This window comes from Campylobacter concisus (genome assembly GCF_003049705.1).
GTDB lineage: Bacteria > Campylobacterota > Campylobacteria > Campylobacterales > Campylobacteraceae > Campylobacter_A > Campylobacter_A concisus_AR.
The window spans coordinates 270,653-295,815 of record NZ_PIRF01000001.1; the positions used below are offsets into that span (position 1 = coordinate 270,653).

Annotated in this window: 22 protein-coding genes; 17 read left to right on the plus strand and 5 right to left on the minus strand. The window is 36.9% G+C overall.

Going from position 1 to position 25,163, the window contains the following annotated elements; genetic code table 11:
- The 15 genes from lysA to CVT05_RS01445 all read left to right on the plus strand — a co-directional run bounded on the left by lysA (position 1) and on the right by CVT05_RS01445 (position 16,841).
- On the plus strand, positions 1-1,224 hold the full coding sequence (gene lysA, locus CVT05_RS01375; protein WP_107697562.1) for a diaminopimelate decarboxylase: 1,224 nt from the start codon (positions 1-3) through the stop codon (positions 1,222-1,224).
- Complete coding sequence (pheA, locus tag CVT05_RS01380) at positions 1,208-2,287, plus strand: prephenate dehydratase (protein WP_107697563.1); 1,080 nt, start codon at positions 1,208-1,210, stop codon at positions 2,285-2,287. Before lysA ends, pheA begins: the two co-directional genes overlap by 17 nt.
- Positions 2,287-3,384, plus strand: a complete 1,098-nt coding sequence (gene hisC / locus CVT05_RS01385) for a histidinol-phosphate transaminase (protein WP_107697564.1) — start codon at positions 2,287-2,289, stop codon at positions 3,382-3,384. The genes pheA and hisC overlap by 1 nt, the downstream gene beginning before the upstream one ends.
- Before the next feature lie 4 nt (positions 3,385-3,388).
- Complete coding sequence (gene fliF, locus CVT05_RS01390) at positions 3,389-5,086, plus strand: flagellar basal-body MS-ring/collar protein FliF (RefSeq protein WP_084042226.1); 1,698 nt, start codon at positions 3,389-3,391, stop codon at positions 5,084-5,086.
- Positions 5,086-6,117 (plus strand): flagellar motor switch protein FliG, encoded by a 1,032-nt coding sequence (gene fliG, locus CVT05_RS01395; protein WP_021091747.1) that lies wholly within the window; start codon positions 5,086-5,088, stop codon positions 6,115-6,117. Before fliF ends, fliG begins: the two co-directional genes overlap by 1 nt.
- Positions 6,114-6,977 carry a flagellar assembly protein FliH gene (fliH, locus tag CVT05_RS01400; protein ID WP_107697565.1) on the plus strand — a complete coding sequence of 288 codons (864 nt, stop codon included), beginning with the start codon at positions 6,114-6,116 and terminating at the stop codon, positions 6,975-6,977. The genes fliG and fliH overlap by 4 nt, the downstream gene beginning before the upstream one ends.
- The gene (dxs, locus tag CVT05_RS01405) at positions 6,970-8,796 is read left to right on the plus strand and encodes a 1-deoxy-D-xylulose-5-phosphate synthase (protein ID WP_107697566.1); all 1,827 of its coding nucleotides are present in this window, start codon (positions 6,970-6,972) and stop codon (positions 8,794-8,796) included. The genes fliH and dxs overlap by 8 nt, the downstream gene beginning before the upstream one ends.
- 72 nt (positions 8,797-8,868) lie before the next feature.
- The gene (locus CVT05_RS01410) at positions 8,869-9,279 is read left to right on the plus strand and encodes a Fur family transcriptional regulator (protein WP_054197019.1); all 411 of its coding nucleotides are present in this window, start codon (positions 8,869-8,871) and stop codon (positions 9,277-9,279) included.
- Between the two features lie 139 nt (positions 9,280-9,418).
- A complete protein-coding gene (locus CVT05_RS01415) occupies positions 9,419-10,825 on the plus strand; it encodes a CHAD domain-containing protein (RefSeq protein ID WP_234400517.1) in 1,407 nt (468 codons plus the stop codon).
- Between the two features lie 12 nt (positions 10,826-10,837).
- A complete protein-coding gene (ubiE, locus tag CVT05_RS01420; protein WP_107697567.1) occupies positions 10,838-11,566 on the plus strand; it encodes a bifunctional demethylmenaquinone methyltransferase/2-methoxy-6-polyprenyl-1,4-benzoquinol methylase UbiE in 729 nt (242 codons plus the stop codon).
- Between the two features lie 199 nt (positions 11,567-11,765).
- Complete coding sequence (locus CVT05_RS01425) at positions 11,766-12,044, plus strand: hypothetical protein (RefSeq protein ID WP_107697568.1); 279 nt, start codon at positions 11,766-11,768, stop codon at positions 12,042-12,044.
- Entirely contained in the window at positions 12,025-13,140 is a 1,116-nt protein-coding gene (locus CVT05_RS01430) for a DNA-methyltransferase (RefSeq protein WP_234400518.1), read from the plus strand. The genes CVT05_RS01425 and CVT05_RS01430 overlap by 20 nt, the downstream gene beginning before the upstream one ends.
- Entirely contained in the window at positions 13,133-14,299 is a 1,167-nt protein-coding gene (gene xseA / locus CVT05_RS01435; RefSeq protein ID WP_107697569.1) for an exodeoxyribonuclease VII large subunit, read from the plus strand. The genes CVT05_RS01430 and xseA overlap by 8 nt, the downstream gene beginning before the upstream one ends.
- Positions 14,300-14,301: 2 nt before the next feature.
- Entirely contained in the window at positions 14,302-15,381 is a 1,080-nt protein-coding gene (serC, locus tag CVT05_RS01440) for a phosphoserine transaminase (protein ID WP_107697570.1), read from the plus strand.
- Complete coding sequence (locus CVT05_RS01445) at positions 15,381-16,841, plus strand: class I SAM-dependent methyltransferase (protein WP_107697571.1); 1,461 nt, start codon at positions 15,381-15,383, stop codon at positions 16,839-16,841. Before serC ends, CVT05_RS01445 begins: the two co-directional genes overlap by 1 nt.
- Positions 16,842-16,871: 30 nt before the next feature.
- Here CVT05_RS01445 and CVT05_RS01450 read toward each other — a convergent pair whose 3' ends face one another.
- Complete coding sequence (locus CVT05_RS01450) at positions 16,872-17,612, minus strand: sulfite exporter TauE/SafE family protein (RefSeq protein ID WP_107697572.1); 741 nt, start codon at positions 17,610-17,612, stop codon at positions 16,872-16,874.
- A 152-nt stretch (positions 17,613-17,764) separates the two neighbouring features.
- Here CVT05_RS01450 and CVT05_RS01455 point away from each other — a divergent pair, with 152 nt between their 5' ends.
- Positions 17,765-19,036, plus strand: a complete 1,272-nt coding sequence (locus CVT05_RS01455; protein WP_107697573.1) for an anthranilate synthase component I family protein — start codon at positions 17,765-17,767, stop codon at positions 19,034-19,036.
- Here the strand turns inward: CVT05_RS01455 and CVT05_RS01460 are convergent.
- From CVT05_RS01460 to CVT05_RS01475, 4 genes are read right to left on the minus strand one after another with little or no spacing between them, the layout of a single operon-like run.
- Entirely contained in the window at positions 19,033-21,903 is a 2,871-nt protein-coding gene (locus tag CVT05_RS01460) for a response regulator (RefSeq protein ID WP_107697574.1), read from the minus strand. The genes CVT05_RS01455 and CVT05_RS01460 overlap by 4 nt on opposite strands.
- Positions 21,893-22,648, minus strand: a complete 756-nt coding sequence (locus CVT05_RS01465; protein WP_107697575.1) for a hypothetical protein — start codon at positions 22,646-22,648, stop codon at positions 21,893-21,895. Before CVT05_RS01465 ends, CVT05_RS01460 begins: the two co-directional genes overlap by 11 nt.
- Complete coding sequence (gene uvrC / locus CVT05_RS01470; RefSeq protein WP_107697576.1) at positions 22,645-24,462, minus strand: excinuclease ABC subunit UvrC; 1,818 nt, start codon at positions 24,460-24,462, stop codon at positions 22,645-22,647. Before uvrC ends, CVT05_RS01465 begins: the two co-directional genes overlap by 4 nt.
- Positions 24,456-24,905, minus strand: a complete 450-nt coding sequence (locus CVT05_RS01475) for a hypothetical protein (protein WP_107697634.1) — start codon at positions 24,903-24,905, stop codon at positions 24,456-24,458. Before CVT05_RS01475 ends, uvrC begins: the two co-directional genes overlap by 7 nt.
- Positions 24,906-24,935: 30 nt before the next feature.
- Between CVT05_RS01475 and CVT05_RS09290 the strand changes: the two genes are divergently transcribed.
- The gene (locus CVT05_RS09290; RefSeq protein ID WP_167496277.1) at positions 24,936-25,103 is read left to right on the plus strand and encodes a hypothetical protein; all 168 of its coding nucleotides are present in this window, start codon (positions 24,936-24,938) and stop codon (positions 25,101-25,103) included.
- Positions 25,104-25,163 lie beyond the last annotated feature (60 nt).

The following is a 25,163-nucleotide window of genomic DNA, read 5'->3' on the forward strand; positions in this document are numbered from 1 at the left end:
ATGGATTTTAAAGAGCTTGCAAGTAGATACAAAACCCCACTTTACATTTATGATTTTAACCACATAAAAAACCGTTACGAAGCACTAAAAAATGCTTTTTTTGCTAGAAAATCTCTCATTTGCTATGCGGTGAAAGCAAACTCAAATTTAAGTGTTTTGAAATTTCTAGCTGATCTTGGAGCTGGATTTGATTGTGTTAGCATTGGCGAAGTAAAAAGAGCGCTTTTAGCAGGTGCAAAGAGATATCAGATCATTTTTAGTGGCGTTGGCAAAAGCGATGAAGAGTTAAAAGAGGCTTTGAAAAATGAAATTTTGCTCATAAATGTCGAGAGTTTTGCCGAACTTTTAAGGCTTGAAAAGATCGCAAAAGGGCTAAACTTAAAGGCAAGGATCAGCATTAGGGTAAATCCAGGTGTCGATGCAAAAACTCACCCATATATCTCGACAGGACTAAATGAAAATAAATTTGGCGTTGATGCTGAAACAGCCAAAAGAATGTACATCCACGCTAAAAACTCGGACTTTCTTGAGCCAACTGGCATACATTTTCACATCGGCTCACAGCTAACTTCACTTAGCCCGATAATCGATGCTGCAAATATCGTTAGTGAGCTTTTAAGAGAGCTAAGAGCACTTGAGATTGATATCAAATTCTTTGACGTTGGTGGTGGACTTGGCATCATTTATAACGATGAAAAAGAGATAAATTTATATGACTACGCACAAGGAATTTTAGGCGCACTAAAGGGTCAAGATGTGACCATCGTTTGCGAGCCAGGACGTTTCATCGTGGGCAATGCTGGTTACTTTGTCGCAAGCGTTTTATATGAGAAATTTAACGGCAAAAAGAGATTTGTCATCACTGATGGAGCGATGAATGATCTCATAAGACCAAGCCTTTATGGCGCGCATCACAAAATTTTTGTCGATGGCAAGGATGAAAATTTAGGCACTTGCGATGTGGTCGGTCCAGTTTGTGAAAGCGGCGACTTTTTAGCAAAAGATATCAATCTACCAGAGTGTGAAAGTGGCGACATCATCGTGGTTAAAGGGGCTGGAGCTTATGGATTTAGCATGAGTTCAAACTACAACACAAGAAACAGAGCCGCTGAAGTTTGCGTGCTTGATGGCAAAGATAGGCTGATAAGAAGACGTGAGTGCTTTGAGGACGTCGTGGCACCTGAGATTGAGTTTTTGGAGAGCACTGATGCAAGAGCTAAATGAGCTTAGAAAAGAGATCGATAGTATCGATGATCTCATCTTAAATAAACTAAATGAAAGAATGAAGCTTGTCGAGCAGATCGGCAAGCTAAAGCAAACGACTGGGACGCCTATATATCGCCCTGAGCGCGAGCGAGCCATCATAAACCGCTTAACTAGCCTTAGCAAAGATAAAGCCTTAAATAAGGCTGCGATCGAGGCTATTTATCTTGAAATTTTCGCTGTTAGTAGAAATTTAGAGATGCCTCAAAAGATCGTCTATCTAGGGCCTGAGGGCACTTATACACATCAAGCGGCGCAAAGTAGATTTGGTGCGATGAGTGCCTACCTGCCACTTGCTACGATCGAGGCAGTTTTTACAAAGCTAGCTCAAAAAGAGGCAAAATATGGCGTCGTGCCTATCGAAAACAACACTGAAGGTGCTGTTGGAGCTACGCTTGATTGTTTGAGTAAATTTGATGATATAAAGATAGTGGCAGAGCTCTACGTAGATATCCACCACAGCTTTGTTAGCATAAATGAAAATTTAAAAGAGATAAAGCGAATTTACTCGCATCCGCAAGGCTACAACCAGTGCCGTAAATTTTTAGAAGATCACTTGCTAAATGAGGTTGAGTTTATCCCAGCCAAATCAACCGCAGCAGCTGCATATATGGCATCAATGGATAGAAATTCAGCCGCCATTTGCTCAAAGATCGCAGCTAAGATTTATAATGTGCCGATAGTTTATGAGACGATTGAAGACAATATGGCAAATAGAACGAGATTTTTGATTTTAAGCGATTTTAAAAATGCAAGAGTTGAGAACTCAAAAACTTCAATCCTTGCAAAGACTGACCACAGTCCAGGACGCCTTGCTGATCTGCTTTCTATCTTTAAAAATGAAAATATCAATATCACAAAACTTGAGTCACGCCCTATAAAACAACGCGAGTTTAAATCAATGTTTTATCTTGATTTTGAAGGGCATATCGACGATGAGAAGGTACAAAATGCCTTTGAATTAGCAAAAGAGAGCGGTGCTGAGATAAGCTGGTTAGGGAGTTATTTAAACGGAGAAGAGTAATGAAGTTTAATGATTTTTTAGATGATTTAGTTAATTACGAGGCTGGAAAGCCGATTGAGCTTGTAGTTAGAGAGTTTGGCATCGAGGCAAAAGATGTGATAAAGCTAGCTAGCAATGAAAATCCTTTTGGCACGAGCAAACGCGTAGAAGAGGCGCTAAAAGAGGTCGCTAAAAATGCACATCTCTATCCAGATGATAGCTACTTTGAGCTAAAAGAGGGACTGGCTAAGAAATTTGGCGTAACTAGCAAAAATCTAATCATCGGCTCTGGAAGTGACCAGATCATAGAGTATGCACTTCACGCAAAGGCAAATAAGCAAAGTGGCGTTTTGATGGCTGGCGTGACATTTGCGATGTATGAAATTTATACAAAGCAAACTGGAGCAAAAATTTATCGCACAAAGAGTGTAGAGCACAATTTGAGCGAGTTTTTAGAAATTTATAATGCGCATAAAGATGAAATTTCAGTAATCTTTCTTTGCTTGCCAAACAATCCTTTGGGTGAGTGTTTGGACGCAGATGAGGTCTTTAAATTTATAAAAAGTATTGATGAAAATACGCTTGTTGTGCTTGATTGTGCCTATAATGAATTTGCAAAATTTAAAGATAGCAAAAAAGAGATAAGGCCAAGCGAGGTAGTGAAATTTAAAAATGCCATCTATCTTGGAACATTCTCAAAGGCCTACGCACTTGGTGGCATGCGCGTTGGATACGGCGTGGCAAATGAAGAGATTATAGGCGCTCTCTCAAAACTAAGAGCTCCATTCAATATCACAACTCCAAGCCTAAGAGCTGCGATAGTAGCACTTAATGATGATGAATTTGTGCAAAAAACCATGCAAAATAATTTCGAGCAGATGAAGAGATATGAGGAATTTGCAAAGCAAAATGGCATAGAGTTTATCCCAAGCTACACAAATTTCATCACATTTAAATTTAACGAGCCAAAATCAAGCCAGATATGCGAAAAGATGCTAAAAAAGGGTATAATTTTGCGAGATCTAAAAAGCTACGCCCTAAATGCGGTGAGAATCACCATCGGCCTTAGTTGGCAAAATGATAGAGTTTTTGAAGAATTAAAGCAAATTTTAAAGTAGGAATATGGATTTTAAAGCATTACTTCATCAAATAAGTCAAATTTATCAAAAGCTTTCATTAAAGCAAAAAATAGTTGCAGCTAGCTCGATCGTCTTGGTCGTGGCATTTTTAGTGTTTTTAACACTTTATAAAAGCAAAAATGAAAATTTTGCAGGCTATAGTGTTCTTTTTGAAAACATTAGCCCAAATGATTCTGCCTTAATACTTGATCAGCTAAATAAAGATGGAATTAAATATAAATTGGCAAACGAAGGCACTATCCTTGTGCCAACGAGCGATGTCTATAAAGAGCGCATCGCTGTTGCAACGCTTGGAATACCAAAAGAGAGCAAAATCGGCTTTGAAATTTTTGATAAGCAAGAATTTGGTGCGACTGATGCCGAGCAGAGAGTAAAATTTCAAAGAGCGCTTGAGGGCGAACTAGCTAGAACGATTGAAAGTCTCTCATCTATTCAAAAAGCGACTGTTCGTATCGCTATCCCTAAAGAGAGCGTTTTTACTGAGCGTCAAGCACTTCCAACCGCTTCTATCGTCGTTGAGCTAAAGCCAGGCGTTAGTTTAAATGCGAAGCAAATTTTTGGTATTAAAAACCTTGTCGCTGCCTCTGTTACAAACTTGAGCACAGAAAATGTAAAGATCGTCAATCAAGATGGCGTCGCACTTGGCGATGAAGACGGTGAGTTTGATAGTGATGCTATAGCTCAGCAGATCCGCTATAAGCGCGAGTTTGAAAATAATTACGAGCAAAAGATCGTAAATGTGCTAGCTCCTATCGTGGGCGGTGCGGACAAGGTCGTAGCAAAGGTAAATATCGACTTTGACTTCGATAAAAAAGATACAAAAAGTGAAGTTTATGACCCAAATAACGTCGTAAGAAGCGAAAGCAATATCGAAGAAAAACGCCAAGGCTCAGCGCCAAATGAAGTAGGTGGCGTCCCAGGTGCGGTTAGCAACATTGGCCCTGTTCAAGGCCTTGATGATAGCACTTTAAAAGAGCAGTACAACAAAAGCTCACAGCAGACAAACTATGAAATTTCAAAGAAAGTAACAAGCATTAAAGGGCAGTTTGCTAGCATAAATAGAGTGAGTGCAGCTGTTGTTATAGACGGACTTTATCAAAGTAAAAAAGATAGCGACGGCAAGCCAACTGGTGAGGTGGAATTTACTCCACTTTCTAAAGAGCAAAGAGAATCAATCACAAATTTAATCAAACAATCAATCGGCTATAACCAAAATAGAGGCGATGAAGTAAGCTTAGATAACTTTGAGTTTAAAACCGGTAAAGATATAAGCACTAGCGAGAAGATGGATGGCTTTGTGAATAACTATGTAGTGCCATTTATGCCGCTACTAAAATATATTTTTGCGGCATTATTGCTCTACATCTTCTACAAAAAAGTAATTGTGCCATTTATGCAAAAGATGCTTGAAGAGACAAAAGAAGAAGAGGAGCAAGTTCAAGATGGTCTTGAAGATATTGAGGTAGATGCTGAAGATACGCTTGAGAAATTTAAAGCTGCTCGCAAAAAGGTCGAAGAGCAACTAGGGCTTAGTGGCGAGTTTAATGAAGATGAACTAAAATATGATGTTTTACTTGAGAAAATGAGAGCGGTCATCACAGAAAGAAATGAAGAGATAGCAATGCTACTTCAAGATATGGTAAAAAATGACAGCGACTTTAATATGCGTAAGGAAATTTGATGTCAATAAAGCTAAATGACAAGCAAAAAATGATATATGATGATCTATCGATGCCTGAAAAGATTGCTATTTTGCTGATTCAGCTTGGCGAAGAGGCAACTGCTCTTATATTTTCTCATATGGATGTTGATGTCATCACTGAAATTTCAGGCTATATCGCAACTGCGAAAAATATTGATAAGCAAGTTGCAAGTGCTGTGCTAGAAGAATTTTACGCTCTAATGCAGTCAAATCAATATATGAGAAGTGGCGGTTTAGAGTACGCAAAAGAAATTTTGTACCGCACATTTGGTCCAGAGGCAGCTCAGAAAATTTTAGACAAGCTTGCAAAAAGCATGGAAAACTCAAAAAGCTTTGGCTATCTTGATAAGATAAAACCACAACAGCTTGCAGACTTTATCATAAAAGAGCACCCTCAAACCATCGCGCTAATACTAGCTCACATGGACTCAACGAGCGCTGCTGAAACGCTTAGCTTTTTCTCAGATGAGCTAAGAAGTGAAGTTGTCATTAGAATGGCAAATCTTGGCGATATTAGCCCATCGGTAATTAAGCGCGTTTCAACCGTGCTTGAGGGCAAGCTTGAAAGTCTTACATCATACAAAGTCGAAGTTGGCGGTCCAAGAGCTGTAGCAGAAGTGCTTAATAGACTTGGGCAAAAAGCTAGCAAAAGCACGATCGAACGCATCGAACAAAGCGATGATAAGCTTGCAACAACGATTAAAGAGCTTATGTTTACCTTTGAAGATATTATCAACCTTAATGCAACTGCGATTAGAGAAATTCTTAAAAATGTCGATAAAAAAGACCTTATGGTCGCATTTAAAGGCTCAAGCGATGGCATAAAGGATAAATTTTTATCAAATATGTCTCAGCGTGCAGCTGAAGCTTTTAAAGAGGAGATGCAATATCTTGGTGCGGTGCGTGTAAAAGATGTTGAAGAGGCCCAAAGGCGCATAGTAGAGACAGTGCAAACTCTAGCTGATCAAGGTGTATTCCAAGTCGGCGAAGCAGATGAGATGATAGAATGAAAAGCAGCGTAATAACCAGTGAGACTTCTCCAGCTCACTTTATAGAAAATTACAGATTTAAGGTGCTTGGAGTTGGAGAGCGAGCCGCAGATAGTGCTCCTGTATTGATAGAAGAAAATAATCTTAGTGAAGAGTTAAGCGAGCAAAATTTTGGGCAAAAGGGTGAAAATTTCATTCCTCAAGCTAGCCACCAAACGCAAGCAAGCCCGCAAAACCACTTTGCTTCTCAGGCTCAAAACTCACAAATGCAGCAAGGAGGCGAGTCAAGCTTTGTTGAAGAACTGCTTAAAAAAACAGATGAGCTAAGCAGCAACATCATCAAACTTCAAATGCAAATAGAAAATCAAGAGAGCGAATTTGCTAAGCGCCTTGAGGCTGAAATTTCTCGTGCAAAAGAGGATGGCAAAAATGAAGGTATCGCCCAAGCAAATGCGGCAAATGAAGCGAAGATAAATGAGCTTGAGGCTAGATTTAGCGCTTCAGCAGCAAAGCTGGATGAGCAGTATGTTAAATTCGATGAGTTTTTAAAGAAGATCGAAGAAGAGCTCGGACAAACTGCTATAAAAATCGCAAAAGAAGTAATCGATAAAGAAATTTCAACCTCTTCAAATCAGATCGCTCATCATTTAGCAAGCTCTCTTATAAAAGAACTAAGTAATGTCAAAAATATAGAAATTCGTGTAAATCCTGAAGATAGCGAATATATAAAAGAGCAATTTAGCAAGAATGGACACGTCAAAATAAGCGCTGATGATGCTATAAGCAAAGGCGGTGTGGTTATTATAAGTGATGGTGGCAATATCGATGCGACTATGCAAACAAGGCTAGAAAAACTAAAAATGCTGGTAAATAATGAATAAAGACGTTAAAAGTTTAGATGTTGATGAACTAAACGCACTTTGTCATGACATCAGGGATAAAATTTTAGCCACCGTTAGCAAAAATGGCGGTCACCTTAGCTCAAATATCGGTGCAGTTGAGATCATTGTGGCGATGCATAAAATTTTTGATGTGACAAAAGATCCATTTATTTTTGATGTGAGCCACCAAAGCTACGCACACAAGCTACTAACTGGGCGCTGGGAGAGCTTTGATACGCTTAGAAAATTTAATGGCATCAGCGGCTATACAAAGCCAAGCGAGAGTAAATTTGACTACTTTGTAGCAGGGCATAGCTCGACGTCCATATCTTTAGCAGTTGGTGCTGCAAAGGCAATAAAACTTAAAAACGAAGATCGTATCCCAGTAGCTGTCATAGGCGATGGCTCACTAAGTGGTGGAATGGCGTACGAGGCGCTAAATGAGATGGGAGACAGAAAATATCCTTGTGTCATCATCCTAAACGACAACGAGATGAGTATAAGCAAGCCTATAGGCGCGCTTAGCAAGTACCTAAGCCAGATGATGGCAGGACAGTTTTATCAAAAATTTAAGGGCAGGGTTGAGAAATTTCTAAGTTATATGCCAGATTCAGCCGCATATATGGCTAGGCGCATGGAGGAGGGTATCAGGCTAATTACTCCAGGTATGTTTTTTGAAGAGCTTGGGCTTGAGTACATAGGCCCTGTCGATGGACACGACTTAGGCGCGCTTCTTAGTACATTTGAAACTGCTAAAAATATGAAAAAGCCAGTCATTGTGCACGTGCAGACACTAAAGGGCAAAGGGTATGAATTTGCTGAGGGGTGCTACGAAAATTGGCACGGAGTTGGGCCATTTGATCTAAAAAGTGGCGAATTTATTAAAAGACAGTCAAATAAGTCAGCCACGGCGATCTTTAGCGAGCATCTTTTAAAGATGGCAAGAGAGCATAGCGATATCGTTGGTGTTACGGCTGCGATGCCAACAGGTACTGGTATGGATGCCTTGATACAAGAATTTCCAGATCGTTTTTGGGACGTAGCGATAGCCGAGCAGCATGCAGTCACCTCGATGTCAGCTATGGCAAAAGAGGGTTTTAAGCCATTTGTCGCGATATACTCAACTTTTATGCAAAGGGCCTATGATCAAGTCATTCATGACGCTTCTATTTTAAATTTAAACATCACTTTTGCGATGGATAGGGCTGGTATTGTGGGCGAGGACGGCGAAACGCATCAGGGTGCTTTTGATATCAGTTTTTTAAATGCCGTGCCAAACATGGTTCTCTTTGCTCCAAGGTGTGAAGAGAGCATGAAAAATGTTATGGAATTTGCCTACTCTTACAAGGGCGTAAGCGCTTTTAGATACCCACGCGGAGCGTTTATCTTAAGAGATGAGTTTGAAGCTCAGCCACTTGAGTTTGGTAAGGGTGAAATTTTAGCTGATGCAAATAGTGATATTGTATTTTTAGGCTATGGCAACGGCGTTGGCAGAGCAAATTTGGTCAGAAATTTACTAACTGGCAAGCTTGATGTGATATTGGTTGATCTTGTCTTTGCAAAGCCGCTTGATAGTGAGCTTTTATTAGATCTTGCAAAACGCACTAAAAAGTGGTACATCTTTAGCGATAGTGCTAAAAGAGGCGGTATTGGTGAGATAGTAAGTGCATTTTTACAAGAAAATAAAATTTCAAATATAAGCGTCATTAGCTTCGAGTATGAAGATAAATTTATCCCACATGGTTCAACTGCTGAGGTCGAAAAGTACCTTGGTATAAGTGCTGAGCAGATTACCAAAAATTTACTAGAAAATAATTAATATCATTTAATAAAGTAACGTTTAATATTATTTTTGCTAGCATAAGCCAAAATAAAAACAAGGAAAAGCACTATGCAATACGTATCATTATTAAAGCAATCTGGGCTAAAAGTCACGCCACAACGCCTTAGCGTTTTAAGAATTCTTGATCGCCACACGCATCCAACGATTGATGAGCTTTATGATGAAATTTTAAAAGAGAGCCCATCAGTTTCTCTTGCGACAGTTTATAAAAATTTAAATACTTTAAAAGACGAAGGTCTCGTAGTTGAAGTAAATATCGTCAATCAAAAAGCTAGATATGACATCTACGAATATCCACATATTCATGTTGTCTGCGAAAGCTGTGGAAGCGTCGAGGACGTGAGCTACGATGATGCTGAGCTTGGCAAATATCAAGAGGCACTAGAAAAGAAGATCGGAAATATAATAGAGCGTCTAAACATCGTAGCTAGTGTAAAAAGCTGTAAACACTGTAAATAAAATTTATGTTGCTATTTAGCAACATAAATTCCATCTTTTTTCTTATAAAAATACTTTTAAAATAAGCCTAAATTTAGCATTTTTCTCATTGTTTTAAGCACTAACTTGCTAAAATGAACAAAAAATTTTGGAGAAAAATGTGAGTTTGGAGATAGAGCGTAAATTTTTACTCAAAAATTCTCAAATTCTAGATTTTTTAAAAGAAGCTGGAGTAGTTTTTAAGCACCTTGAAATTTCTCAATTTTATACCAAGATAACGCAAAATGAAGAGATCCGCTTTCGAAGTGAAGAGGATAAATTTATAAAAACTGTAAAGATCGGCAAAGATCTAATCAGAGAAGAAAATGAAGAATTTTGTGAAAAAGCAGAGTTTAAAAAGGCTCTTAAAAACCGCATCGGTAGTGTCATCTTAAAAGATAGATACACTTTTAAACTAAATAACAATCCTTGCAACATCGATATTTTTAAAAATAAACTAAACGGACTTTGTACATTTGAGATCGAATTTAGCGATGAAAATGAGGCCGTCTTTTTCAAGCTACCACCGTTTTTAGAAAATTTTTGCCTAAGTGACGTAACTTGCGATAAAAGATATAAAAACAAATTTCTTGCCATCCATGCTAATGAAAATGAACAAATCGACTACAAAAGAGCCTATAAGATCATAAAAGAAAAAGAAATTTTGCCAAATTTTGCTGTAAATCTAAAAAGCGGCGAGGCGCTAAGAGTCCTTTTCGTTAGTATTTTTAAAGTAATAAAAAGGCTAAAAAGCCAGTATTTGATAGATAAAGATGAAGAAGTTTTGCATGAGCTTCGCGTAAATTTAAGAAAGGTTAGATCGATCCTTAAAATTTTTAGTGGCGTTTTTGATGAGAAAGTGACACTTTTTTTTGGTGAGAATTTTAAAATGCTTGCAAACTCGACAAACAAAAAGCGAGATTTGGATGTATTTTTGAGCTTTTTAAACGAGCAAAAGCACGCAAATGAGCCTATTTATTTTGTAAAAAAGGCTCTAGATTTAGAGTATGAAAATGTAAAAAGCTACCTTGGCGACGAAGAAAATTACGCATTTTTAAAAGAGTGGGAGATATTTTTAAACGAGGGTGAATTTTATAAGTCAAAACTCTTTGATGTAAGCCTTTCGCGCCTTGGTTCGTTTAAGCTTAGAACGCTTTTGGTTTTAGCTCAAAAAAGACTAAAAAGCCTTAATCAAGACTGCCCAAATGAGAGCTTTCATGATCTTAGGATAGAGCTTAAAAAGATGAGATATACATACGAGTTTTTATGTGAAATTTTCTATTTTGAGGGGCTTAAAAAGTATGAAGAGAAGCTAAAGCAGATGCAAGAAATTTTTGGCAATCTTCAAGACTATGACGTTTGGCTCGGCATCCTTAAAAGACTTCCGGAAATGCCAGATAAAGAGAGGCTCGAGAGTAAAATTTACAAGCAAATTTATAAAAGTAGAGAAGAGATACTAAAAAAGCGTCTTAAATTTATAAAAGCAACTCGCAAAATTTCAAGAAATTTAAAAATTTACTACATATAAAAGGGCAAATTTATGCAAAAACAAGAAAAAATCGTTGATATGTTTAACCAGATCGCTCCTACTTATGATGTCGCAAACAGAGTGTTAAGCCTTGGTGTGGACGTGAGTTGGAGGAAATTTGCCTGCAGATATATGCTAGAAATTTTTAAAAATAAAAGCATAAATATCGTAGATGTGGCTTGTGGCACTGGCGATATGATGGGGCTTTGGAGTGAAATTTCAAAAGAATTTGGCGTTGAGATAAAAAGCCTTACTGGCATCGATCCCTCAAGCGGCATGCTAAAAGAGGCGAGGGTGAAATTTCCAAATTTTAAATTTATAGAGGCCTACGCTGACAACACTACGCTTGCAAGCGGTGAGGCTCAAATTCTAAGTATAAGCTATGGCATCAGAAACGTGGTTGAGCGAAAGGCTGCGCTTAGAGAGTTTAACAGAGTACTTGCTCTAAATGGCTACGTAGTCGTACTTGAATTTACAAAACGCCAGAAAAAGGGGCTTATAACCTCGCTAAGAGATTTTTACCTAAGTAAAATTTTGCCAAGTATCGGTGGCTTTATCTCAAAAAACAAAGAGGCATATGAGTATCTGCCAAGCTCGATCGAAAATTTCTTGGACGCAAAGAGTTTTTGCGACGAGCTAGTTGAAGCTGGCTTTGAGATAGAGCTTTGCAAGGGCTTTAGCATGGGTATTTCGACACTATTTATCGCTAAAAAGGTCAAAAATGACATACGACGATTTTAAGAGTAGTTTGAATAATAGAATTTTTGGTTGCGATTTAATTTGTAAAAATTTATAAATTTTTTAAAAAATCTATATAAATATATTGAGCTTCTTAGGATAGTAAATGTAAAGATATAATTGGTTTAAAATTTAATTTTGAGCTGTAAGATTAAGTTTGGTATTGCAATATAAAATATATTTTTTAAAGGAAGGATTGAATATGTCTTGTTATACAGAAGGTGAAATCGCTATTAAAGCTCTTGATGCTATCAAAAAAAGACCAGGTATTAAGACTAGTGAGCTTATTGATGAACTTAGAAGGATAATGAAACCAAGCGGAGAAGATTTAAAAATACTAGATGGAAGAAATGATGATAAATTTTCACAAAAGGTTAGAAATTTAAAAAGCCATAATAGTATACAAGATAAAGTAATTACCATTGGAGATAAAGATAGACAGTGGTATTTAAAAGATGATTATGCTAAATATGTTAAATAAATTTTTTTATGGAAATTGCCTCGATGTTTTGCAAAGTATTCCAACTAACAGTATAGATTTAATCTTTGCTGATCCACCATATTGGATGAGAGTAGATGGAGTATTAAAACGTCCAGAAGGCAAAGAATTTGATGGTTGTAATGACGAATGGGATAACACTTTTTTAAATAGTGATGATTATATTGATTTTACTCGTAAATGGCTTAATGAGTGTAAGCGTGTATTAAAACAAAATGGATCTATTTGGGTTATTGGAGGAATGCAATGCATATATACTATCGGCGGGATTATGCAAGAGCTAGGGTTTTGGTTTATCAATGATGTTATTTGGCAAAAAAGTAATCCAACCCCAAATTTTATGGGAACAAGATTGAATAATTCGCATGAGACTCTTATTTGGGCAACAAAAAGTAAGAAATCAAAATTTACTTTTAACTATAAAACAGCAAAAGAATTAAATACGGAAAATATTGATATAAATTTATTTGAAAAAGGCGAGAGAAGGCAATTAGGCTCAGTTTGGAGATTTTCTGTGTGTAATGGAAATGAGCGGTTAAAGGACGAAAATGGCAATAAGCTGCATTCTACACAAAAACCGGAAAGTCTGCTTTATAGGATTATTGCTATTAGTTCAAAAATCGGAGATATAGTGCTTGATCCTTTTGGTGGAACAATGACAACTGCAGCTATGGCAAAAAAGCTTGGAAGAAATTATATTTCTATAGAACAAAATGATAAATATATAAAATTTGGCAAAAAAAGGGTTAATGATATTGTATTTGAAGATAGTGATATAACTCATGCAAAATTTGATAAAAAACCATTAAAGGTAACTTTAGATCAGATGATTGACGCAAATTTTTTAAATTTGGGTGAGAGATTCTATTTAAAAAATAGTGATGAATTCGCTATTTTAAAGCGTGGTTCTAGACTCGAATATAATAATATACTTTATGATATACATTCACTTGCAGCAAAATTAAAATCCGCAAAGTCCGAACGATTAAATGGATTTAAATTTTGGCATGTCATAAGAGATAACAAAAAAATTCTTTTAGATGATATAAGATCACATTTTAGAGAAATCAATGCTTAGTGTTTCTGAGCTAAACGAAAAAGCAAAGGCACTGCTTGAAGCCACACTTGACTACGTCGAGGTAAGCGGAGAAATTTCGCGCCTTACTAAGCACGCTTCTGGACACTGGTACTTCACGCTAAAGGATGAGAAGTCAAGCATCTCAGCTGTGATGTACCGCATGAATAATCAAAAGGTGAAATTCTTACCAAAAGATGGACTAAAAGTAAAAATTTATGGCAAAGTGACCATTTATTCGCCAAGCGGGTCGTATCAGCTAGTGGCTAGTGCGATGCTGCCTGATGGCGAGGGTGAGCTTGAGCTTGCGTTTAGGCAGCTTAAAGAAAAGCTCGAAAACGAGGGGCTTTTTGATATATCAGCAAAAAAAGAGATACCAAATTTACCTAAAAAAATAGCCCTTGTCACAAGCGCCACTTCAGCCGCACTTCAGGATATGCTAAAGGTGGTAAAGAGCCGCTGGAGGCTAAGTGAAATTTATATATTTGACGCGCTAACACAGGGCGAAAGTGCTCCAAGCTCGCTTATAAAAGCCTTGCGCAGAGCCGATAAATACGGCGTCGATGTGATCGTTTTAGCTAGAGGAGGTGGCAGCAAAGAGGATCTTTGGTGCTTTAACGACGAGGGCTTAGCGCGTGAAATTTACGCTACAAAAACGCCAGTCATAAGCGCTATCGGACATGAGATCGACTACGTTATAAGCGACTTTGTAGCAGACCGCAGGTCGCTTACGCCAAGTGCAGCTATGCTTGATCTTTTGCCTGATGAAGAGGCGTTTTTTCAGTATCTTGATAGGCTCAGCGACGATCTTGATAGCGCTTTAAGCTTAAAGATCACCAAAAAGCAAAATTTGCTAAATGTCCTTCTTTCTAAATTTTCGTCAAACGCTCTAAAGGCTAGGATTGAGCTAAAATTTAGCGAGGTGACAAACAAGCAAAACGCCCTAGCAAACGCCGTACAAAGAAAAATTTTAGTCCTTGGCTCGGCACTTAGCTCGCTAAAGAAGGCTTATGAGATGAGAGAGCTATTTTTTGAGAGCACAAAAGGGCTTATCGAGGTTAGAAAAGATGGTAAGAGAGTTGATCTTGGAGATTTAAAATTAGACGATGAGATCGAGCTTATCTCGCAAAATACACATAAAAAAGCAATTATCAAGGAGTAAAAATGAGTAGAAAAATTAACTTTAGTGCAGGCCCAAGCGCGATACCGCTAAGCGTTTTAGAGCACGCAAAGGCCGAATTTACAGACTATAGAGACGAGGGCTACTCGATCATGGAGATCAGCCACAGAAGCAAGACCTTTGAGGAGATCCACTTTGGCGCGATGGAGAAGATAAGAAAGCTTTACGGCATCGGCGATAAGTATGAAATTTTATTTTTGCAAGGCGGCGCACATTTGCAATTTAGCATGATACCGATGAATTTGTATCAAGGCGGCAAGGCCCAGTACGCAAACACCGGCGTTTGGACAAATAAGGCGATCAAAGAGGCTAAAGTGCTTGGCGTAAATGTAGACGTCGTCGCAAGCAGTGAAGATGAAAATTTCTCTTACATACCTGAGTTTAAATTTAGCGATGACGCCGACTACGCCTACATCTGCTCAAATAACACGATTTATGGCACGCAGTATAAGACTATGCCAAAGACCAAATCGCCCCTTGTTGTCGATGCTTCGAGCGATTTTTTCGCTAGACCGCTTGATTTTAGCAGTATCGGCTTGCTTTATGGCGGTGCTCAGAAAAATGCAGGTCCAAGCGGCGTGACTATCGTCATTTTAAGAAAAGACCTAGTTGATCGCGTGAGCAGCCAAAACGTCCCTATGTTTTTGCGCTACAAAACGCACGTAGAGGCAAACTCACTTTACAACACACCGCCAACTTTTGGAATTTATCTTTTAAATTTAACCATGCAGTACCTACTAGATCTTGGCGGGCTTGCCGAGGTTGAGAAGATAAATGCCAAAAAAGCAAGCACACTTTATAGCATCATAGACAGCTCAAATGGCTTTTACGTGGGACATGCAAAAAAATCAAGTAGGTCAGATATGAACGTGAGCTTTACGATACCAAAAGATCATGCGCTTGAGCCAGTTTTCGTCGAAGAAGCGCTAAAAGATGGCATGCTAGGGCTAAAAGGTCACAGACATCTTGGCGGCATAAGAGCCTCTATCTATAACGCCGTAAGCCAAAGCGACGTTGAGAAACTTGGCGAGTTTATGAGAGAATTTGCAAGAAAACATAGCTGATGAATAAAACAAAGAAAGCTTATGATGAAATTCCTTATTTCTCGGCTGCATTTAGCGACTGCTCGCCAGTTAGGATAGAAGCGGTTGCTAAATTTCTGGGGCTTAAGGTAGCTGGCTTAAAAGAGGCTAGGGTGCTTGAGCTTGGCTCGTCATATGGCGGTAATATCTTGCCATTTGCCATTTCACATAAAAATGCAAAAGTCGTTGGTATCGATATCTCAAGTCATCAAGTGGCTGAAGGTAACAAGGTAGCAAAGCAGATAGGTTTAGAAAATTTTACTCTGCTTGAGCGAAATTTTTTGCACATGAACGAAAGCGATATAAAAGAGCTTGGGAAATTTGACTATATTATCGCTCATGGCGTTTATAGCTGGGTGAGCCCAAATGTAAGAGATGCGCTGCTTGCCACGATTAAGGCACTACTTAGCAAGGATGGTATCGCTTATGTTTCGTATAATACCTATCCTGGCTGGAAGAGTCTTGATATTTTAAGAGATTTTATGCTTTTTGTTAGCTCAGGCAATGACAGCAAAGAAGCACTTGCTTATGTGAAAGATGAGTTAAATTTCTTGCAGGATTATTTGAAATTTAGCCTGCAAAGCCAAAGCGATGTCGTATACAAAGATAGTATGAAGCTTCTTTTAACACAGCTAAATTTCTTACAAAGCATCATCGCAAAGGGCAATGATTATTATATATTGCATGATTTTTTGGAGGCTAGCAATGAGCCAACTTACTTTCATAAATTTGCCAAGCATATCGACAAACACGGGCTTTGCTACGTCATAGACGCTTCGCTAAATGATATCTTTGCAAGCTCAACTGGAATTTACCGCTTTGACGCACATATCGAGCAAAATTACAACTCTCGCATCAAAAAAGAGCAACTAAACGATTTTTTATTTAATAGATCATTTAGAAAAAGCCTCATCGCTCACAAGGAGAGGCTTGGCGGTGCTGAGGACTTTGACGCGGTGCTTGGAGAGAGCGAGCTTGATAGGATTTATTTTGCATATTTTAGCGAGCAGCCAAGGACAAAAACACAAGAAATTTTAAGCAAAGCCTATCCGCAAAGCCTAAATTTAAGTAAAGTAAAGGCCGCACTTGGTGAGAGCGAAGGCGAAGCATTTATGGGGCTACTTGAAATTTTAAATGATCAAAACACCAAAATTTCATCTTCAAAGCTTGCTGCACTTGCTTATGAGCCTAAAAAAACTAGGCTAAAGCCTAGAGCTGCGGCCTATCTTGGGTATTTTCTGGAGGCTAGCTCGCCAGTCATATCTTTGGCAAATGAGCTAAATGGCAAGTTAAATTTAAACCATGAAGAGATCAAGGCAGCTTTAAAATTTGATGGCAAAGCTAGTTTAAAAGATATCGCAAAGAGCGTAAATTTAAGTAAAGACGAGCTAGATAAGCTTGCTTTTAAATTAAGCGAAGCCTATTTTTTTGAAGAAATTTAAAAAAAGAGCGTGGCAAATTTAGCCATGCTCTTACTCAAAAAACATATCTTTTAATATCAAACATATCATCGCTATGTAAAAGACCAAAAACCATTTTTTAAGTGTTTTTTTGTCGGTATTTTGCGTCTTTTTAGTGCCAAAGTATGCGCCTATTAGCGAGCCAAGACCTAAAAATGCGCCCTCAGCGTATGAGATATGGCCATTTAGCGAGAGCGAGATGAAACCCGCGATAGCTGCAAACATAACGAAAAATACACCCATAGAAACGGCTTTTTTTAGCTCGTAGCGTAAAAAGCCTACCAAGATCGGCGCGATAAAGACGCCTCCGCCGATGCCGATGCTAATGGCAAAAATGCCAACAAAAACGCCAACTAAAAATAGCAAAAAGAGCGAATTATTCGCATTTGTGCCGTCACTATTTGGTGTGAAGTATAGCTTTATGAGCGAAAAGATAAAGGTTGATAGAAGCATAGACTCAAGTAAGAGTGCCGGTGCGTGCGATACGATAATGCCACTAAAACTTGCCCCCACCAGACCTCCAAGACCTAAAAATACACCGCGGTTTAGTTTTAAAAGCCCGGCTTTATAGTTTAGGTATGAGCCAAATGTCGCACTAAATATCATCTGCATGACGCTTATGCCAATAGCAGTTTTTATGTCATATCCAAAGGCGACCATTATAGGAACAACGACTGTGCCGCCCCCGATGCCAAAAAAGCCAGCGATGTATCCAACGCCGATACCAATTATAAAAAGTTCAACAAAAAGCATAAATTTCCTTTTACGAGTGCCAAATTTTAGCCAAGCGGTGTTAAAAAAATAGTAAAAAGGTGAAATTTGGGCATAAATTTAGAAATTTGATAAAAATTTTAAAAACTAAAAGCGAACTTTTTTTATAATCATCAAAAATTTAAAGGAAAAAAATGCTCTTAGAACAACCACTGTTTTATTATGAAGTGATTAGAGAAAAATTTAAAAATAGCTACCTAGCCGAGGATAAGACGCAAACGATTATAGGCATTGATTGTGAATACATCGATGAAAAGGATATGGATTTTTATGGGCTTAGAAGTTATTTTGATACAAATCGTAATAAATCTTTAGCTCCGTTTGCAGGTCTTTTTGGTGTTTTTGCTTATGATGGCGTGAGATATTTTGAATATATCGGAGAAGAGAAAGCTAAAAGGTATGAATTTCCAAAATTTATCTATGCCGATGCAAAGGCCTATCTACACTTTGACAAGATGAGTAAAATTTATACATTCTATGGAGATAAGAATAAATATTATGACTTTTTGCTTGATGTGAAAGTTGAATGCAAAAATAAAGAGCAGAGTAAATTTAGTATAAAAACTGATCTTAATAAAGAAAAGAAACACTTTGAGGATATGGTTGAGTTAGCAAAAGAGTATATAAGAAGCGGCGATGTCTTTCAGGTGGTGCTTGGTGAATTGCTTGAAATTTCAACGAATATGAGCAGTTTGGAATTTTATAAAAAGCTCTCACTTACAAATCCAAGCCCATATATGTTTCATTTTCCTACACCTTATGGCGATGTGGTTGGCTCTTCGCCAGAGCTTGTTTTTGAGATGAAAAGTGAGCAAATTTTTGTGGCACCAATTGCGGGCACAAGGCCTAGAGGAAGTGATGCAAATGCTGATGCGGCACTTGAAAATGAGCTTTTAAGTGACGAAAAGGAGCTGGCTGAACATAAAATGCTAATCGATCTTGCCAGAAATGACATCGGCAGGGTTTCGGAACCAAAAAGTGTAGCTGTAAAAAATGCGATGCATATCCAAAAATATGAAAAAGTAATTCATATCGTAAGCGATGTCTATGGCAAGTGCGCCAAAGGGCTTGATCTTTTTGACGTCTTAGCTAGTATTTTCCCAGCTGGCACACTAAGTGGAGCCCCAAAAATAAGAGCTATGCAGATAATCAATGAGCTTGAAATTTCTGAGCGAAATATCTATGGCGGTGGCATTGGATTTTTACATTTTAATGGCGATGCTCAAGTTGCTATTCTTATTCGCTCAGCCATCTTTGTGCCAGGTGAAAATGAATTTAGTGATGTATTTGTTGGGGCTGGAGCTGGTATAGTTTATGACTCAAAGAGCGAAAGAGAATACGCCGAAATTTGCCATAAACGAGCAAGCGTGCTAAATGTATTTAAAAATAACGCAAAAGAGTTTTAGGCGTTAAACTTAATAAATTCATAAGAGCTTTTAGCGTAGCTAGTGCCCATAGAATCGATTTGCTCTCTTACGGTAGCTGAAAGCTCTGCTTTTGTGATATTTTTAGCTAGCACTTTTACAAAAGGAAATTCACTTCTTTCTTGTGCGCCAAATATCAGCACTCTTGTATCAACCTTTTGGCTTTGTCTTATCTTATCAACAACTCTTGTTAGCTCTTCGTAGTTGAAGCCTTTTACGCTTTCATCTATAAGAACGATACCGTAAGTTTTGGTTTTTATCTTTGTTAATAGCTCATCAAAGCTATTTGTGGTTTCAAGTGTGTTGTAAAATTCTCCTAAAGCTGAGCTAAATATTTTATTTTCCATTGGCGATTTCTTAAATAAAATAATATTTTCGCTTTTTACTAGATAGCTTTCGTTTATTGCAATCTCGCCAAAATTTGGCAAAAATTTTCTAAAAATTTGAGCCAGTTCGTCGCTATTTATTGGCGTTTTTATATAAGCATTGAAGTATTCTTTGACACTCTCTCCATCTATATTTGAAGTATTTGAAAGCATTAGTATAATTGGAATTTTCGCATTTTGTATGGCTGCTTTTATAAGATCAATATTTTTTTGAAGGCTATTTTTTTCAGCTTCGAAAAATTTCGAGCCAACAAATATAAGGTCAAAATCGCCTTGCTTTATGGCTTGTTTTAAATCTTTTTTATTACAAACTCCCACAACTTCGCAGTTAAATTTACTAAAACCACTTGCTGTTATATCTATGTAAATTTCATTAGTATCGCAGATTAAAATTTTTGGTTTATCGTTTAAATTTTTATTCATAATATCAGCTTCGCCTAAGCAAAGTAGCCTTGTGATGCTTAATGGAGTTAGCGGATCTTTTAAAATGAGCGGATTTTTAATATCTTGACCTTGCTTATTGGTGTTTCTTAAAAATATAGCATCATAATTTTTTGTAATAGATGGACTAGTGCTTGTTAACATATCCACTTTGAGCCCAAGGTCTTTTGTGGTCTGCTCAAAAGCTTCGTTGTAAGCTACATTTGCGTCTTGTAAGAATGCTAGTTTATGATCGCATTTTATATCAAAGTCTTTATAGTTTGATGTTGTTTTAAAGATGACTACAAATTTAAACTCATTGCCAATACTTGGAAACGAGTTAATCTCCAGCTTACTTTCTAAATTTTTTAAATAAATTTGAGCGATTTTTAGATAAAACTCGCTCTCATCATTATTTAAGCTATTCTCATCATCTGAAAATATATCTGAAATTTGCTTTTCGCTCATGGCAGCTGAGCTATTTTTTATGCTAAAGCTTACAGAACAAAGTCCGCTTCTATCAAACTCTTTTTGAACTTTTTTGATAGTGATGATAATATTTTGATGTCTTAAAGACATTGATAAAGACGCCAAAAAGATAGAGTTAAATGCGGTTTTTAATGAATTTAGATTTCCTTCTAGTTCATTTGTAAGGCTTGGATCAAGGTAGCTTATAAAATTTATCTTTTTGCTTTGCGAATAGACGATATTTGCTTTCAAAATTTCTTCAAAGCTTTTTTGAGGATCAAATATCTCGGTTTTATTGCATTCGCTATATTTTTTAACATTTGAGATATTTTTAGCATTGTTATAAAGCGAAGTCATGATATTTGCATTTTTTTCTATTGTGTCTATAAATACTTGCTTTTTGCTATTATTCGTTTCTATTTTTAAAGCCGCAGTCGATGTAAAAATTTCCTTATTGATAGACTCTAGCTTCTTGCTCACGGATAAAATATATCTATCTTTTATCTGAAAAAAGCTGCTATCTTTTATATAGGTTTCTTTTAGATCTTCAAAAGCTTTTATGAGCTTTGATATCGCATTATCTGCACTTGTCTCTTTTGATGATAGGATATAACTCGATATGTATTTTGACTTATCGATAAGCACTTTTAAAAATTTCAATCTAGCAGAAATACCAAGCAAAGACAAAATGAGCAAGCCACAAAGCAAAAACTCAAAAAAGGTCTTTATGCCAAAGCTTATTTTCTCGCTCTTAGTAAGTTCTAACAGCTCATTTTTTATGTTTATGGCACTATTTAATAAAAGTATAAATTTATCATCTTCATACTGTTTTATTAAGATTATATCTTCGATATTTAGCTTCTCAGAAAATGCGATCTTGGCTTTAACTTCTCTTATCTTTTTAGCTTGATAGTTGGCTTCAAACTGGTTAAAGTCTTTATAAATATTCTCTTTTAGCTCACTTTTTGGAAGCATATCAAGATTTGGCGTGTTGTCCTTTACGGAATATATATTTTCCCTCACATTATTGTTTATCGAAAATAAAGGGCCATTTATAAAGATATTTTTTACGTAGTATTTGGTGTTGTTTGCTAAAGAGAGTTGATTGTAAATTTTACTTAAAGTTGCGGCATAAGCTTTTATTATAAGCGGAAAGTCTCGGTCTAAGTCTTGTTTAAAATCGCTATCTATTTCTCCATTTATATTTTGGAAAAATTCGTAAAATAGTTCATCAAATTTATCATTTTGGTTTAGATTTGCTAGCAATTCTTTTAATTTATTTATATTTCGTATCTCGATGCGATCGTCTTTTCTTATAGATTTTATAAATTTTTGTGTATTTTTTAAGGTGCTATCTCGCAGCTTTTTTATATCTTCCTGGCTTTTGCCTATTAGCGTATCGTGCTCTTGTATTACAGATTTTATAGTCTGAAATACTAAGGATTGTTTATATAGTTTTTCATTTAGATCTTTTAGATCTGTAAATTTTTTATAGCTTTCATTTCCGCTATATGCACAAAAGATCGCTGAAATTATTATTGGCGCTAGCAATATATAAAATTTATTATTTTTCATTGATACTCTTTTTGCTATATTTTTTGACGATATTTTCTATCTCAATTAGTCTTTTGGTAAAAAGAGACATCTCTTTCATTTTTCCATTTTGATTGTTATCTAAAAAAGCGTTAAGCTCATTTGCAAGGGTATTAAGCTTTAAATTTAATGCAGCTTCTCTTATCTCATCTACGTATTTTTTGAGCATTATCTCATCTTTTGCGATTATGGCTGATTGGATCTGGATAAGAATTTCTCTTGCGTTACGTAAAAATATATTTAAATAGGATGCAAAATCTTTTTTACTTAAATTTAGTATTTTAAGCGATGTTTCAAACCAGGAATCATCGATAAGTGATTGTGTCTGTGTATCAAAAAGATACCATGCGTTTAGTTTGAAAACAGGCAGTCTTAATGTAGGTTTTACTTTTACTGCTGCTATTAGATTTTGGTTATTTATTATGTCTTGCTTCTCTAAAAGCACGATAAAAAATTTTTCACCATTTTTTAAAATGGCATTTTGCAATCTCGCTTCTAGTAAGATCGCGCCACCATCTTTTCTTTTTAAATTTACTCTAGCGCTATCATCTTTCGTATTTTGTAAAAATTCCAAGAAGCTGTAGTTTGTACTTTCTTGGCTTGTTATGACTAGCTCACTTATATCTTTGTATTGCAACAAAAAATCATCTAAACTATCAAAACCCAATAGCTCAAGTGAATCTTGCGTTATCGCAGATATTTTTAAATTTTCATCATATATTATCACTTCAAATTTCCTTCTTTGAGCACTGCAAGCTTTTCTGCTACGCTTTTGTTTGTTATTTTTGCCACTTCGTCTAAATTCGCTTCGCTGATTTTATCAAAACTTCCGTAAAAGCTGATTAATTTCGCGATACTTCCTTCAGATACGCCAGCTTGCTTTAGAATTGATCTTTGCATATCATTTTTCTGCCTTGTTTTTCTGTGAAAGCTAATGACAAATCTATGGCTCTCATCACGCATTTTTTGGAAAAACTGAAGCTTTTTATCGCTCGTACTTAGGCTAAAGCTACCATTTTTTGTGTAAATTTTATCCTTTGCCTCGCCTTTTGCGCGGTGAGCTTTGGCATCGGTCTTCTCTTTTGAAATGGCTATCACATCGACATTTGCGCCACTGCTTGCTAAAATTTCACAGGCTAAGTTTAAAAGCACTTCGCCTCCGTCAATAACCCAAAGATCAGGCGGACTAAGCTTGTCAAATCTAAGGGCTCTAGCTGTTAGGCTCTCTTTCATCTGATCGTAGTCGTTTTTGGAATTTAGATGCATTTGGCGGTAGTTTTGCTTCGCCCATTCGCCATGCTCATAGCGCACCATCGCCCCGACGCTCGCCTCGCCAAAAAGGTGTGAGTTGTCGTAGGCTTCGACCACGTAAGGCGTGTGAGCTAGATTAAAATACTCCTTTATCTCGTTTAATAGCTCATTATCGTGCGTTTTTAGGTATTTTTCGATGCTAACTTCAGCGTTTTTTGTAGCTATCTCGCAAATTTTACGCTTATCGCCTATTTTTGGGCAAGTGATGCTAAATTTACGCCCAAATCTCTCGTTTAAAATTTCCTCCACCAGCTCGCTATCTTCAAAGCTTTCATTGACATAAATTTTGGTGCTAATTATCGGCTGTCCAGCTATGAAGCTTTTTAAAATGGCCTGCTTATAAGCTTCGTTTATCTCGTCTTTTTGGGCGTTTTTGGCCTGCGTGATGTCAGTTTTTACGCCAGTTATCTTGCCACTTTGCACGCTAAATCTTACCGCACAGATCATATCGTGCACGCAAGCGACCGAGTAGGCCTCAAAGTCCTCAAGTTTAGCAAGATCAACTTCAACCTTTGTTTGCATATTTTTAAGTGTTTGTATCTTATCTCTAGTCGCGGCTGCTTGCTCGTAGTCTTCGGCCTTGGCGTAGTTTAGCATGAGCTCTTCAAGGCGAGTGATGAGCAAATTTGGATTTTGTAAGGCTGCAATAGCATCGTTTACGATCTTAGCGTAGCTCTCTTTTGAAATTTTGCCTTCACACGGGGCATAACAGCGTTTTAGCTGATAAAAAAGGCAGGCTTTTTTACCTTTAATGCAGGTCTTTTTCTGAACGAGGTTGAAATTTAGATAAAGTGCCTCAAGTAGCTCGCTAGCTCCACTAAAATATGGCCCAAAGTAGCGTATATTTGAGCCTTTTACTACTTTTCTAGTGATCTCAAATCTTGGAAAATCATCATTTAAATTTATAAAGATATAAGGATAGGTCTTGTCGTCGCGAAGCAAGATGTTGTACTTTGGTTTTAGTTGCTTGATGAAAGAATTTTCAAGTATTAGAGCGTCTGCTTCGCTTGGCGTGACGATGTATTCAAGATGCACAGCTTCGCTTATCATCTTAGAAATTCTTGGGCTTAGTTTTTCAGCCGGAGCTAGGCTTGGGGTAAATTTAAAGTAGCTTTTGACCCTGTTTTTTAAAATTTTGGCCTTGCCAACGTATAAGAGCCTATTTTGCGCGTCAAAATACTGATATACGCCAGGCTCGTTTGGAAGTGTTCTTATCTCGTCTATTAGCATCTTGCCTGCTCATTTTTCTTGAGCAAAATTTTTCTTAGCTCTTCAAATTTCTGGTGTATTTGCTCGTCTTTTGCTAAATTTTTAAACTCGCCTTTGCTAGCTGGCGTATAAAAGATGGCACTTTGCTCTTTTTGATTAAAAAATTTTAAAAATTTGCTCACGACAAATCTTATATTTTCTTCTTTTTTGTTTTTTGTATAGTTGATTTCGTTAAGAGGCTTTGGAGTAAGAATGCTGTTAAAAACACTATTTTTATTAAATTTACAAAAGGTTTTTAATAACCTTTTTATATCATTTATACTACTATCACGCCTAAGCTCTAAAAGCCCAGTGGGATGAGTAAGAACAAAGGTCAAAACACCTTCTCTAACGTAGCAAAAAGCTATATAAAATCGTTTTGCTTTCCCCATAAGCTCTAAAAGCTGTTGGCACTCATTTGCCATGCTTAATTTTTCTTTATACAAAGGATTTTCGTGAATAGTATTTATCAAAAATTTAGCGTTTTTCATGGGCTTATCTTATCATTTTTTATTTTAATTTTTACTCTTTTTGCATTTAGTGGTTGTGGCTATAAAGATGATCCATTTTATGGAAATGCTCCCGTAAAAGAAAAGAAAACTGACAAGATAAACAAAATCTAGTAAAATTTTCGTATTTAAATAAAAATGTAATGTAAGCTTAATAATTTTAACTAACCTAAT

Bases quoted from the DNA above. Each gene is read 5' to 3' on its own strand.
- xseA (WP_107697569.1), top strand. From the start codon at position 13,133: ATGCTTAGTGTTTCTGAGCTAAACGAAAAAGCAAAGGCACTGCTTGAA.
- fliF (WP_084042226.1), top strand. From the start codon at position 3,389: ATGGATTTTAAAGCATTACTTCATCAAATAAGTCAAATTTATCAAAAG.
- CVT05_RS01410 (WP_054197019.1), top strand. From the start codon at position 8,869: ATGCAATACGTATCATTATTAAAGCAATCTGGGCTAAAAGTCACGCCA.
- fliH (WP_107697565.1), top strand. From the start codon at position 6,114: ATGAAAAGCAGCGTAATAACCAGTGAGACTTCTCCAGCTCACTTTATA.
- CVT05_RS01450 (WP_107697572.1), bottom strand. From the start codon at position 17,612: ATGCTTTTTGTTGAACTTTTTATAATTGGTATCGGCGTTGGATACATC.
- hisC (WP_107697564.1), top strand. From the start codon at position 2,287: ATGAAGTTTAATGATTTTTTAGATGATTTAGTTAATTACGAGGCTGGA.
- dxs (WP_107697566.1), top strand. From the start codon at position 6,970: ATGAATAAAGACGTTAAAAGTTTAGATGTTGATGAACTAAACGCACTT.
- uvrC (WP_107697576.1), bottom strand. From the start codon at position 24,462: ATGCTAATAGACGAGATAAGAACACTTCCAAACGAGCCTGGCGTATAT.
- pheA (WP_107697563.1), top strand. From the start codon at position 1,208: ATGCAAGAGCTAAATGAGCTTAGAAAAGAGATCGATAGTATCGATGAT.
- CVT05_RS01430 (WP_234400518.1), top strand. From the start codon at position 12,025: ATGCTAAATATGTTAAATAAATTTTTTTATGGAAATTGCCTCGATGTT.
- CVT05_RS01475 (WP_107697634.1), bottom strand. From the start codon at position 24,905: ATGGCAAATGAGTGCCAACAGCTTTTAGAGCTTATGGGGAAAGCAAAA.
- ubiE (WP_107697567.1), top strand. From the start codon at position 10,838: ATGCAAAAACAAGAAAAAATCGTTGATATGTTTAACCAGATCGCTCCT.
- fliG (WP_021091747.1), top strand. From the start codon at position 5,086: ATGTCAATAAAGCTAAATGACAAGCAAAAAATGATATATGATGATCTA.
- serC (WP_107697570.1), top strand. From the start codon at position 14,302: ATGAGTAGAAAAATTAACTTTAGTGCAGGCCCAAGCGCGATACCGCTA.
- CVT05_RS01455 (WP_107697573.1), top strand. From the start codon at position 17,765: ATGCTCTTAGAACAACCACTGTTTTATTATGAAGTGATTAGAGAAAAA.
- CVT05_RS01425 (WP_107697568.1), top strand. From the start codon at position 11,766: ATGTCTTGTTATACAGAAGGTGAAATCGCTATTAAAGCTCTTGATGCT.
- CVT05_RS01445 (WP_107697571.1), top strand. From the start codon at position 15,381: ATGAATAAAACAAAGAAAGCTTATGATGAAATTCCTTATTTCTCGGCT.
- lysA (WP_107697562.1), top strand. From the start codon at position 1: ATGGATTTTAAAGAGCTTGCAAGTAGATACAAAACCCCACTTTACATT.
- CVT05_RS01460 (WP_107697574.1), bottom strand. From the start codon at position 21,903: ATGAAAAATAATAAATTTTATATATTGCTAGCGCCAATAATAATTTCA.